Here is a 12,098-nt window from a genome sequence, read left to right on the forward strand (position 1 = left end):
ACTAAAGCCGCAAATTGGATCAATCAGCTCAGTAACTCTCTTTCAGCCCTGCACTGCTCTTGATGCCACCGTTCCCAGAATGCTTGCTCATTTTTATAGGTCGATGTGCAAACTAACCGGGGGCGAATCAAGTGAACATCGCTGGGATCTCGCGAGAACACATAGCGATCCGCATGTTCGATGATAATCTTCCGCATCATCTGAGCAGTCATCGCATCCAGAGTCGTTCCCCGCGGCCAAACCTTGTTGCCAATACAGGTGTAAAGCAGATGCTTCGGGCTAAGGGGGAGCAGTATTTCTCCATTCTTCACTCCCCATCCGCCACCGAAGTCGTAGTTCCTCGAGTCTTGAAAGTTAAGGCGGATTAGAGGGTTGTCAGAGGTAGGCCAAGACATGCCTGCCGGAGCATGCAATATCGTCCACTTTTGCATAGGCAAACGACCAAGCGTTTTCGTAAGCAGATGCTTCATTTGCCAGACCCATAGCCGCCGTCCAACGGTGGTTTCTGCCTTTGCCTGTTTACTTCCATCTGATCGCGTTTCGATGGATATCTTGAAAATCGAAAAAGCGTCATCCTCTTCGACTCGTCGCGGGATCGGCTCGTTACGCGCAACTGCAGCCTCCAGCTTCTGGACGGAGCGCTGGAGGGTCTTATCCATTAAGGCCGGTAACGTTTCGTTCTGTCGCCCAATGAACTGCTTTAGTCGAGCAGGAGTACGGACATCCAAGGCAACGGCGAAACGTACTAGTCTTCTCCAGTGCTCAGCTTCCATGCGTTCCTCTTGAACAACCCGCCGGATAGCCTCTTGCGCTGGGCTCTCAAACTCCCTGTCGAGCCAGCGCTCAATCTCGTCTGTCTCCTCCTGCCCTAATAGATAGGTATAGAGGTGCTGATGGAATGCAATTCCTTTCAGGGACTGCTTCTTCCATAGGGGGGCGTTTTCGTTTGGAACCAACAAGCGGTAGGTAGAAATGAGCCCTTGATCAGCCCACTGCTTTAGGTACAGCTTGGGTACATAGTGGTTATCTCTACGAGCCTGCTGCATATCTACGTTTCCAGGGAATCATCGTACCAAAGGAGACAGCACTCTCGAGTCCTTAAATGACGACACGCCAGATCGGGATGGTCAACTTAGCGAGTACATTCATCTGAAATAACTCGCTAGACGAGGCACTATCTCTGAAGGCTGCAGCCTTTAAAACATTTAATTATATATAAGATAAAAATCAATTAATTTGGCAATATTTTATAGCCAAATAGAATCGGTTGCGGATTATTAATGTCTAAAATGTATAAAAAAAGATAGCAGAACTGAGCGGAACTGATCCACTATTAAATCTAAGCACGACTCAAGCCATCTGTCAATACATGCAATATTATTTCTGAAGTCTCAATTTGAGCGATTGGAAAATGAAAAACGTCACTTTAGTAAGCGTTGAACCCCCACTGCTTCTTGGCCCTAACGGCGAAAAGATCGAAATTTTTGACAGATACATTAGAAAGCTGAAAAGCAAATCTAAAAGCCGTAACACTTTAATTTCCTATGCCACAGGCGTATCTCAGTTCCTCGACTATCTCATAGAAGCTGGATGTTTTTTGAACCTTTCGGCGACCAGTATTGAAAGTCTGGACACTTATATAGAAGCGTATCCTGATTTTTTGATTGACAGTCGGTATAGCTCGGACGAAAAAATTTCAGACATCGCATTACGGCTCGGGCGACTGCCTATTACCAAATCGTCTTGCACACCCCGAATCGCAGCCGTAAATTCCCTACTTCAATTTAATAAAGCCTGGAGAACACAGCTTCAGCATTTAGACAAACAACGAGAAACAGAAATCCCCCTCCGAAGCGATACTTTTCCAAGAAATATTGGATATTACGAAAACGAAAATATCGTAAGGAACAGCATAATCCTTTCAAACATGGACGCTCGGCTTGCCACGAGAGGAAAGCATACCCACCCGACAGCCATTGCAGCTCCAGATAAAAGAGGAGACGTATTCTTTGGAAAGGATTTCCCTCTAGATCTTGTTATTCCATTATGTAACCGGGCATCTTCAGCCAGAGACAGGTGCCTATTCGCCTTATTAGCTGCAGGCGGGCTTCGGATAAGCGAAGCGCTAGCGTTGCAACTATCACTAATAGATATCAACGCACGCCAACTAAGAATTCCCGACCCGTACAATCTACATAAGAGCAGCAGTTACCCCCTAGAGCTTAAGCTACCTTGGAAAGGTAGAGAAACAGCACTCGTATTTATGTTCGAACCAATTAAAACAATCTTCTTTAAAGCACTTGAAGACTATCTTGCAGTGAGACCAACTACTGAACACGACTATCTATTTGTATATCACGGACAATATAAATACGGAGAACCACTTTACTACGGAATGGCATCTAGCTCGCTAAACGGAACCTTAAACGATTCATTCAAGGAGTCTCAGAAAAGGATCTATAAAGACTATAATAACTACAAAAGTACAAAGCTCTACAGCATCCACTCGCTGCGACATCTTTATGGAGTATACCTTTTGAATCATGTCTGGCTTGAAGGACGGCCCGAGCCCGGCCTCCTATTGGAAGAGGTTCAGATCTGCATGGGACACAAGGGAATTAAATCTACTGCCAAATATGCAAAGAAGAAAGCCGAACAAATTATCATGAAGTTAGAGGCCGCCGACAGAATTGTATTCTCGGCAAACCACGAAATAAACATAAATCATGTTATCGCTTCAAATTACGAAAACCTCGCAAAGATTTATAGATCCAAGGCTAGCGAGGAGATTGAAAGGAAATGAACCTAACACAAAAACCACAACTAATTTGCGACCCCCAAGAGTTATATAGGGGAATTGAAATAAGCTGGAAAAACACAAGTGAAAATCTTTACAGGGACAGAGCAGGAGTAAAAAAAACAAGCAATCCCGAATACAATGCACGCTGCAACGCTTACCTTAAGCTGATATTTAATAACTTCAGCACAAGAAGTTTAGAACTAATTGAAGAGCTATACCTGCTATCACAATCACCAAAGTTTAATGAAAAGGACGCTGTAAAATATGAAGCCCTTCTAAACTCTAAAATAAAGAACCCAAAGGAACTCGAAGGACTCAAAACACCAATCCGGTACTTGCTAGTTGATCTTTGGTTCAAACGGCTAATTACTTTGCCGTTGGACTTTAAGCACAACGGCATACACTGCATAGATAAATATATTTACGAAAAAACAGACAATTTTATACTACAGTTAGCAAAATCAGAAACATGCGAACCGAAACACCTCAATAAATACAGAAAAATTATGTATGCAAGCTCTTGGTCATCCATTGAGGACGTTGACCAATACGAATTACTAGAGGCGTTAAAGTATGAATATTCAAGACCAAACTTCAGCAGGGGCTCCAGTCGAATAACAGCTTGGGCAAAGCTGTTCGCAAAAAAACACCCTACCCTAATAGATAAACGTACTCCAAGTGCGCTTATTCTTTATGCAAGCACCGCAAACAATCCAGTTGTAGACCTAAGAAGCGAAACACTTGAACAGCTATGGGCAAGAGCCGAGCTAACTAAAGAACAACGTCGTAAGGCGTCTATTGCTAAGTATGCAGCCAAAAGCAAGTCTACCCTTTATCAGGACACGCCTGATTTTGACGTAGACTCCGTGATCTATAAATTCTCGTTACTAACCAAGCGACCAAGAAGAGGAAGCATAAAAGAAATAATTTTCAGCTTCTACCCAACTAATCCTGAAGTAGACATTAACAGCATTACACGCGAGTGGATACCATATATCAACTACTTTATAGCCAAAGAGAAACGAAGAGTTGGATCGCTAAGCATGAAATCAATTCTGAGAGATGTGTACTTATTTATGGACTACCTGTTCTACTTCCTTCCGCGGTGGTGGAACGCCACAAATAGCCGAGACTTAGCGTATCCATACTCGCCACACACGTTTGATCGAGTCTATTTCTGGTTTCGTGATGATGACTTAGATTTAGGTGGACTTATCTTGCCCCCTACTGCACTAACACTATATTCCACAAGGAAGTCAAAAGCGACAAAAAGCAATTTCATCAATGTAATACATAACCTGTTCAACGCCTGCATAAACTATGACAAGGAGATGAACACAATAAAAAAATGTCCATCTAAGGGGTTAATTGTTAATCCTGTCGACAAACAATATGATAGCGACGGTAGTGGATCAAGACGCCCCTCCGATAAAGTCCCCTTTCCACTACGATCAATACCTTTTCTTCGGGCATACTTTCGAGCAATAGAACACATTGGCCGGTCTCTCCAGCTAAGATGCTTGAATAATGAAATCCAAGTATCAGCCGAGACCGCCAAGAAGGAGTGGCTTGATTTATCTGCCCTAGACGCTCAAACAGAAATCACTACAAACATAAATGGAAAGATCAAGACCATAGAAATAAATAAAATTCCCAATGTTTTCTCGTGGCACTACGGTGAATACATTAATTCTAGCAACATCAGGATCTGTACAAATGTTCCATGGCTGTCAGTGCCCCGCATGCTGACCACTGAATTTTTTACAGGTCAACGCATGCAGAATCTCCAATGGCTAGATTTGGATGAATACGACAAGTTCACGAAGACTGAACTTACGGGTCTGTATCTAACGCTGATCTATATAACAACAGACAAGACGAATCCATCTCGTGTGGCTTTGATTCAGAATGACATTATGGACATGCTGAACCTAGAAAAGGAATTTCAAACCAAGACCTGCCACACAGCACCTATTCCTGTGTATTACGAGGGCGACGACCGAAAGTATGGATCTTTTAGGCCTTTGTTTAGGAGCCCACGTGGCTTATACAACGACCTTGGCGCCTACACGGGAAGGCCATATGGCGATGACGCCTATTCAGCAATATGGAAGTTGATGCTTTTAGGAGCACAGGAAATATACAACCACCACCATGAAGAGAAACACTGCTTTGTATATCTAAACCCTATTGGAAAAAAAGTATTCAAGGATAGATGGTCGCCAATAGTACGCGATATCAAAGACGAAACCACTGGTGAAACTTATCAGCACTGTCCGCTATCTCTGCTAGCAACGCATACTCCCCATGCAATGCGAACAAATCTAGTTACCTGGTGTAGATATGCTGGGCTTGAATTTGAAGAGATAGCTCTCCAAACAGGACACAAAAACACATTAGCAACTAAGATCTATAGCAAACCTCAAGTTGATTACTTTGCATCACTTACACAGTCTGAAAAGTTGACTGTAGCGATGTCCGAGACTCTCGATGAGGGAGTCTTTGATGTCCGAGGAGTACGTCCATCCCTGCTAGACTCAGCTCTGCAAAAGGCCTTTAAGGAAAACCGCAGTGCCACAATCGATCAATTTGGAATGTTTTCCGTTAACTCATTATTTATCGACACGCCTAAGTCAGGACTCATATACTGTCAAAGCAGCCCGCTTGATCAAACAGCTTTCTTTGATCATTGCATCTGTCCATTAGGGGGTAAATGCCCAAAATTTGTTACAGACTCTACACGAGATGTCCAACGATGCGGACTTTGCCCTATCGCCGTCTATAGCATTGAACATCTAGACGGCATACAAGCACGCATAAGAGCATTATCATTCTCAATATCAAACCACCAAAATGAACTGAATTTACTTGACGAAGAAACCCCAGCAGAAAAACGAGACGAACTAGTATTTCGATTGATGGTCGACAAATTTGAATATGTTGCATTGGTTTTGATATCAGAGCAGATTAAAGCTCAAGTTGACATTCTAAGCAAAGAAGATTGTAGCTATTTTGTACGCCAGCCCGAAATACTACACAAATGTTCGCCTAAGAACATACCCAGCGACAGTCCTTTCTCTCTTTTCATTGCTACACTATGTGATCTCCGCGACTATCCTGATATGAAGGGCGGCAATTTTATGTCTCGTCTGAATCGGTTAGCACGTGACATGTCGTTTACGCCACCTGACATGCCAAACTATTCAAAAATAGCGATTAACAAAATTCAATCGATAATGAAAGCGAACAACTTAACTTTATCGAAGCTGGTGTTACTAATGGACAATCGCCATGACCACAGCGCAACACTATTAAATGAATCAGAACAAAAGCAGAAATAAGAAATACTATGAAGCAAAAGAGGCGAGCACTTTGCTTCTCATTAACTCTCAATTAAAAAAACAGCCACGAGGATTAAATTTCAATGATATAACCACGCTAGCGAAACATCTAGCACCAAAAACGGGAATGCATTGGACAACATTACTTCGAAACAGTAGATATAGAGAGACTTTAAATTCTTTTATATATACGCATTCAGAGCAGAACATCAATGCCCAACGTTTTCAAATCGATCCTATCGAAATAACAAAACGAGACCTGACCATATCAAATTTACATAGCGATATTTCCCGACTTCACAATTACATAAAAGCAAACATCTCAGTCGATGCCACTCTGCGTGATATCCAAGAAGCGCCAGCAAGCATTCGCCCCGATAGAACACTCAAGAACTTTGATCTCACCTGCTCTGCACTTCAGAAACTCTTAGCATATACGTTAAGCATCGGCATAAAAATAAATGATAAGGGCGAAATCACTGACATCAACTCAACTATAAGTTCGGAAGAAATCGTTGTTGTTGATTCAGCTCTGACTAAAGCATTTGTTCAGTGGATCAAAGAACGATCAGGTACACCCTGAAGGTTACACAACGAGCAAAAGACTGTATTAGTATCACCCATCTGAGTTAGCTCTTTCTTTATATGTTATCGTCCAAACCTTCTGGTTGACGAATGCGCCAGGCAAATGGATTTACTTGCTAGAGTGACCTGCAACCAGATGCAAGTTCATTTTGGTCTGACGTGAAAGTAACTTTCTGATTTTGCAAAAAAAATTATTGCATGCGCATCGGCAGCCCCTTGTAAGCTGCTATGCCCCCCGAATAACGGTTCGATTCCCTTCGCCCGCTCCAGACACCTAACGTTAAGGCCCTGTTTTTACAGGGCTTTTTCGTTTCTGGCTTTTGGTGGTGTCGAAGAAGTGTCGAAAAGGCGATTGAGGATAAATCAACGAAAAGCTGTATTACGTGTTTTAGGCACGCTCGTTTGCCTCTTTACGCTCTTTCAAGATGCTGTAAGCCAGCCTACGTTCTAGATCGTCACCGCCGGCTTTGACGATCTCGATTAGCTCAGCATTCGATTTTCTCGCCAGACTACGCTTTCTCTGCTCCTGCTCAGCCTTTTCCCGCTCCAGAGACTCTTTGGCCTTAGCGAGGTGAGCAGGTGCATTCTTTGCCACATGCCGCCCGACATTCCAAAGCGTTTTACCCAGAAGCTTTGCTGTGGCAGTCGCTTTTGACTTAGTAGTGCCTGATTGGAATTCGCCTTTCATGTCTTCCCAAGCATCTTTGAGGCTGAAGCTTGAGAAGAACTCCTGAGATGGAAGTGGATCATCCTGATCATTCATGCAGGATATCTCAACCAATCGGGCTGATTTGGATTCGCTTGCTTCGGCACACGGCCTTAGGACACGCGTTAGGGGTTCCGTACCCCGCCTTGCTAGTCCACTCGTGTTTGCAATCCAGACATTTTGCGCGATAGATGACGCTCATGTTGTCGCTCCTTGCTTAGGTGTGATGGCACTTTATCATCACAAAAAAACATTGAACAGTCCGACAACCGCGCCATTAACTCATTGATATATATAAATATTTTATGAGAAGAATAGAGATGGAAAAGTATTATCCATATAAATCAACACGTTACAGTTGAGTAAAGTTTAAATATTCATCACTCTCCAGGCTTAAGCGGACAATGCCTGGATGACGTGCTTCGGATCGTTATGAATTGCGCGCAACAGCGCCTTTGCCGGTCCGGTCGGCTCGCGTCGACCTTGTTCCCAGTTCCGCAGCGTACCCAGTTGAACATCGATCATCGCTGCGAATTTGGCCTGGGTCAGACCAGTTGCCTTGCGGATCTCCTTCACCTGCAGCGAGTCCACGACGAATTCCCGCGAGGGCTGACGTTCGCCACGGTGAATCTCGTCCATCTGCTGGACGCTTTCCAGAAGGTCTTCGAAGAATTTGCTCATGGTGATTACCTCCACCGTTCGATGATTTGCTTGAGCACCTTGCGCTCGTCTGCCGTCAGGTCGTCCTTCTCGTTCTTCGGATAGATCAGCAGTAATGCGATCTGCGAAGCCACCGTGAAGTGGTAGTAGATGACCCTGGACCCGCCTCGCTTGCCGTGACCGCCAGACGCAACGCGAACTTTGCGAATGCCGCCAGTACCTTCAATCACATCGCCCATGTCCGGCCGGTCAGCCAGTTGCCGCTGAAACTCCGCGTAGCTGTCATCGCTAAGCAGATCCCGCAGGCGCTTGGTGAAGATCGGTGTCTCGATAAAGATCATAAACGAATAGTACGCCAGTGGCGCACCTCCTTCAATTGATTCGATTACTGGCAGGCGAGCGGTAACGTGATGCCGGCCAACGGCCCTAACCTGATCGCATCGTTCAAATGCTCAGGCGCGAGGTGGGCATACCTCATTGTCATGTTCAGCGAGGCATGACCCAGGATCTCTTTCAGCGTCACGATATGGCCACCGCCCATGATGAAGTGAGCTGCGAACGTGTGCCGCAGGATGTGGCTTGCTTGTCCGCGTGGTGGCTTGATCGAGGTCGAGAGCAGGACCAGCCGAAACACGCCAATGCAGTTGGTGAACGGCCCGTAGGTTTGCCAGTGCTTCTTGATCGCCGCCACCAGCTCGGGCGTTACCGGGACCATCCGCACCCGCTTCGACTTGGTATTAGCGAACACCAACGCATTGCCTCGAATCCGCTCCGGTCGAAGTGCTTGAGCCTCACCCCACCTCGCCCCGGTCGCCAGACAGATCCGCGCCACCATCGCCGGATGTGGAGACGTGGTCCGCGCCTGGAGTGCATCGAGCAGCTCGGATATCTGCGGCTTGGTCAGGTAGGCCAAGGGCCGCTCTTGCAGCCGAACCGGGCGAATACGTGTGAACGGACAGGGATAATCGATCACGTCGAGTTTGTGCAGCTCGTTGTAAACCGCTTTCAGGTAGCCAAGGCGATTGTTCGCTGTCTTGCCGGTGACGCCTGCTGACATCCAACGCGCGCGTGTGGCGGCGATCTTCGCGCCATCGACCATACGAGCTATCGGGTCGCCCATCGCCTTTGCACACGCCCGCAGGATCGCCACACGTCGAACGCCATCGGAGAGCGAGACGCCGTGGAGATCGAACCACAGCCCGACCAGCTCTGACAGCCTGCGTTTATCCTTTGGCCGCGGTGCCCAATCGTTCGATTCGCTGCACTTGGCTCGACAGGTCGCCTCGAAGCGCATTGCCTCGGCCTTGGTCTTCAGCGTCTTGCGAAACCGCTTGCCCTTGACCGGCTCAACATCGACCCGCCAGCGACCGTCAGAGAGCTGCTGGATCGCCATCAGACTGCTCTACCCCATCGAACATGGCGCTCTTGAAGCAACGTTTTGATGTGCTTGTACAGATCACGCTCGCTCATATCCTTGGCGGCGTAGTGGTCACGAATGACCGGCCAGCATTCCCATTCCTTCAGTCGATCAAATGCGGTTTTAGCGCCCACTCGCTCCCGTGCCAGCAGGCTTACGAAGTTTCCCAGGAACAGTTCCACGTTCTTGCCGGAGAAGCCCCTTGAGGTCTTGTAGTAGCGTTTGTATTCCGTTTCATCGACCAGGGAATCGACCGCCACATCGACCCGCACGTCATCACGCATCAGCGTCCAGATCGGTTCGTACTGCCCTGGCCGATGCAGCAACTTGAACTGGCACAGACCGTAGCGCCACAGGCCGTCCAAATGGGCGGAGAACGCCGCAAACGAATCCGTTTCAATGGCCTCGCCGGTCTTGGCACTGATCGACCCGCTGGCGAACTGCTGGATGACCGAATGGTGATAGCGCAGCTCGACCCGCCAGACGTCCGCCTCAGGATCGTAGTTATCAGGATCGGCCGCATCGAACGAATCACGCCGACGCCAGACGCTTTCCCAGAAGTCGAGCTTATCGGTCGCGCGGGCCTGTTCTGTTTTGTTGTAGATGCAGAGCTGAACGCCCCCAGCTGAGCCAAACATGGATGTTTCGCCACGACCGTAGACGCTGGACTTGGTCGCCCAGTTGATCTCGTTGATACCCGAGATATCCCGGTGCGTCCGCGCGCGACAGTGTAGGCGTGCCACCAGATCCACCGGAGGCTTCCAGCCCTGGAGATCCAACGCCAGATGGACAGCGCACTGGTTGCGTTCGCGGTGTGTCATCACGGCCGCGGCGTAGTAGTCCATCCGCTCTTGCAAACGCTCAGGCGACAGTGCGTCGATCGCGTGCGGTGACACCTCGATTTTCAGATGTGGGCCGATGTTCTCAAGCTTCGCGTTGAAGTTCTTGATGAGCAGGATGAACCCGAGGTCAGCGTTCTGCAGCTTGTACTGGTAGCCCGAGTCCCGCCCTACCCGTCCGGCGTGCCAGAACTCCCCGGCGAACTCGACCATAACGCCCGGCTTCTCGAACAGCGCCATGATTTCCGGGCGGATCAGTCCTCGGTACAGCTGGCGGACCGTATCGACGCCGCAACGGAGCAAGCGAACGCCTGACAGGTCAGTCAGCTTGGCCGAATGGCTATCGAAGAACAGCCGCCCGATTGGGGTTTCCTGAAAGTTCTGATCAACACGAATCTGGTCTTTAACGCTCATCTTCTTCTGCTCCAAATTGCAACGAATTGACACTGTTCAGTTGGGTTTATCTGACGTGTTACAGGGACGTCAGCGCGCGCGTTTGCACGCCGGCTCGTGCCTCGCCGCGCGTGCAAAGAGCGCGGAGCGCACGCGCGCTGACGGTCATCACCACAGGAAACGGCCTTTCTCATAGGGCACCCGCGTGACGGTGGTTCCGGCTTGCTGCTGGCTCGGTTGATAGGCCGGCGAGGTGGAAGGTGGTGGCTGCTGATTGCGCTGGTCCTGTGGCGAGCCACGGTCGGGCTTGGTGTCGTCGAAGTAGCCGTTCTGCACGACCGACATGCAGAAGCCGAACGACACTTCCAGGCGCGTGCCTTGCTGGGTGTTGCACCGACACCCCGTCAGCCCTTCATCGCTGTCACCGACCTGCATGCGCTTGTAATTGCGGGCGATCAGATCGCGGTCGGTGGTGGCGATGCACACAGGCTTGGGGAAGGTCTGCGGGCCGGTCAGGCCGTCATACACCGGCGCCGATGCCGGCAGGTCCTGCACCCTGGGTACGCGCCTGCCCAGGTACTGCTCAACGGTGAGCGGCGCGGCCTGTTCGGCGTCGGAGGCGCTTGGCCGGATGAAGGCTCCGACCGTATCCCTTACCTGATCGACCATGCTCCCGGCCGGCGCGCTGCTGGTGACTTCGAGCGCGACTTTCTCGGCGTTGTAGCGCTCATAGGCGCGATAGACGAGGATGCCCGCACCGATCAGCACGCAGATGGCCAAGATGAACTTGGTCGGCACCTTGGCCTGGAAGTGGTGCTTGGCGTTGGTGCTGGTGTACGCGCCGAAGTAGCGCTTATCCAGGCGCAGCGACTTCTTGTCGGCATCCTTGAAGCTGGTCTTCAGCTCGACCTTTTCCACCACCACTTCTGACTCGAAGCGCAGCAGCTGGGCTGACTTGAAGACGCGCCAGTAGTGAATGTGCGTATTGCACAGCCGACGCAGGTGCACATCGAGATAACGCGGGTCCTGGGTGACGAGGTGCACTTCGTGGCCCTGGTGGCGCATGGTCTCGAAGCGGGTGATGTGCTCCGGTGGCCGCGCCCGTGGATCGCGCGAGCCGAACCAGCCCTGCGCCTCGTCGACGACGATGATCGAGTCATTGGGCAGCTCGAACCACTTCTCGGGGTCTTCGAACTCGAACCACTGCGCTTGCAGCTGATCGGGCTTGAGGCCGTTGATGTTGTGGAAGTAGACGACCCGGCCTTCGGCGTGGGCCTTCTGGTCCACTTCGCGGATGGTGTTCAGGGTCTTGCCATGGCCGGGCTTGCCGGTGCGGATAACGAGCATGACGGCGCCT

The 12,098-nt window shown here is 49.2% G+C and carries 10 protein-coding genes; 3 read left to right on the top strand and 7 right to left on the bottom strand.

All coding sequences use genetic code 11. The annotated features are described in order from the left end of the window. Positions 1-23 precede the first annotated feature (23 nt). Positions 24-1,046: a DUF4238 domain-containing protein gene (locus BHD08_RS15395; RefSeq protein WP_125023354.1), complete on the bottom strand. Its 1,023-nt coding sequence runs from the start codon at positions 1,044-1,046 to the stop codon at positions 24-26. A 365-nt stretch (positions 1,047-1,411) separates the two neighbouring features. Here BHD08_RS15395 and BHD08_RS15400 point away from each other — a divergent pair, with 365 nt between their 5' ends. Genes BHD08_RS15400 through BHD08_RS15410 form a run of 3 tightly spaced genes read left to right on the top strand, consistent with a single transcriptional unit; the run spans position 1,412 to position 6,724 of the window. Next, positions 1,412-2,803 (top strand): site-specific integrase, encoded by a 1,392-nt coding sequence (locus BHD08_RS15400; protein WP_125023356.1) that lies wholly within the window; start codon positions 1,412-1,414, stop codon positions 2,801-2,803. Beyond that, positions 2,800-6,141, top strand: a complete 3,342-nt coding sequence (locus BHD08_RS15405) for a site-specific integrase (protein WP_125023358.1) — start codon at positions 2,800-2,802, stop codon at positions 6,139-6,141. The genes BHD08_RS15400 and BHD08_RS15405 overlap by 4 nt, the downstream gene beginning before the upstream one ends. After that, positions 6,116-6,724 carry a hypothetical protein gene (locus BHD08_RS15410; protein WP_125023360.1) on the top strand — a complete coding sequence of 203 codons (609 nt, stop codon included), beginning with the start codon at positions 6,116-6,118 and terminating at the stop codon, positions 6,722-6,724. Before BHD08_RS15405 ends, BHD08_RS15410 begins: the two co-directional genes overlap by 26 nt. A 390-nt stretch (positions 6,725-7,114) precedes the next feature. On the opposite strand, the gene BHD08_RS15415 is transcribed toward BHD08_RS15410, so the two are convergent. From BHD08_RS15415 to BHD08_RS15440, 6 genes are all read right to left on the bottom strand, one after another. Further along, the gene (locus BHD08_RS15415; protein ID WP_125023362.1) at positions 7,115-7,489 is read right to left on the bottom strand and encodes a hypothetical protein; all 375 of its coding nucleotides are present in this window, start codon (positions 7,487-7,489) and stop codon (positions 7,115-7,117) included. Positions 7,490-7,825: 336 nt separating this feature from the next. Continuing rightward, positions 7,826-8,113, bottom strand: a complete 288-nt coding sequence (locus BHD08_RS15420) for a DNA-binding transcriptional regulator (protein ID WP_125023364.1) — start codon at positions 8,111-8,113, stop codon at positions 7,826-7,828. A gap of 5 nt (positions 8,114-8,118) precedes the next feature. Continuing rightward, entirely contained in the window at positions 8,119-8,433 is a 315-nt protein-coding gene (locus tag BHD08_RS15425) for a type II toxin-antitoxin system RelE/ParE family toxin (protein ID WP_125023366.1), read from the bottom strand. A gap of 44 nt (positions 8,434-8,477) precedes the next feature. After that, a complete protein-coding gene (locus tag BHD08_RS15430) occupies positions 8,478-9,485 on the bottom strand; it encodes a tyrosine-type recombinase/integrase (protein ID WP_125023368.1) in 1,008 nt (335 codons plus the stop codon). Further along, complete coding sequence (locus BHD08_RS15435) at positions 9,485-10,762, bottom strand: hypothetical protein (protein WP_125023370.1); 1,278 nt, start codon at positions 10,760-10,762, stop codon at positions 9,485-9,487. Before BHD08_RS15435 ends, BHD08_RS15430 begins: the two co-directional genes overlap by 1 nt. Positions 10,763-10,909: 147 nt before the next feature. Then, the gene (locus BHD08_RS15440) at positions 10,910-12,088 is read right to left on the bottom strand and encodes a zonular occludens toxin domain-containing protein (RefSeq protein ID WP_125023372.1); all 1,179 of its coding nucleotides are present in this window, start codon (positions 12,086-12,088) and stop codon (positions 10,910-10,912) included. Positions 12,089-12,098: the final 10 nt, after the last annotated feature.

This window comes from Pseudomonas sp. SCT (assembly GCF_003864275.1).
Lineage (GTDB): Bacteria > Pseudomonadota > Gammaproteobacteria > Pseudomonadales > Pseudomonadaceae > Stutzerimonas > Stutzerimonas stutzeri_AE.

Excerpts from the sequence above, each read along its gene's own strand:
- BHD08_RS15395 (WP_125023354.1), bottom strand. The coding sequence starts at position 1,046 with ATGCAGCAGGCTCGTAGAGATAACCACTATGTACCCAAGCTGTACCTA.
- BHD08_RS15400 (WP_125023356.1), top strand. The coding sequence starts at position 1,412 with ATGAAAAACGTCACTTTAGTAAGCGTTGAACCCCCACTGCTTCTTGGC.
- BHD08_RS15405 (WP_125023358.1), top strand. The coding sequence starts at position 2,800 with ATGAACCTAACACAAAAACCACAACTAATTTGCGACCCCCAAGAGTTA.
- BHD08_RS15410 (WP_125023360.1), top strand. The coding sequence starts at position 6,116 with ATGAATCAGAACAAAAGCAGAAATAAGAAATACTATGAAGCAAAAGAG.
- BHD08_RS15415 (WP_125023362.1), bottom strand. The coding sequence starts at position 7,489 with ATGAATGATCAGGATGATCCACTTCCATCTCAGGAGTTCTTCTCAAGC.
- BHD08_RS15420 (WP_125023364.1), bottom strand. The coding sequence starts at position 8,113 with ATGAGCAAATTCTTCGAAGACCTTCTGGAAAGCGTCCAGCAGATGGAC.
- BHD08_RS15425 (WP_125023366.1), bottom strand. The coding sequence starts at position 8,433 with ATGATCTTTATCGAGACACCGATCTTCACCAAGCGCCTGCGGGATCTG.
- BHD08_RS15430 (WP_125023368.1), bottom strand. The coding sequence starts at position 9,485 with ATGGCGATCCAGCAGCTCTCTGACGGTCGCTGGCGGGTCGATGTTGAG.
- BHD08_RS15435 (WP_125023370.1), bottom strand. The coding sequence starts at position 10,762 with ATGAGCGTTAAAGACCAGATTCGTGTTGATCAGAACTTTCAGGAAACC.
- BHD08_RS15440 (WP_125023372.1), bottom strand. The coding sequence starts at position 12,088 with ATGCTCGTTATCCGCACCGGCAAGCCCGGCCATGGCAAGACCCTGAAC.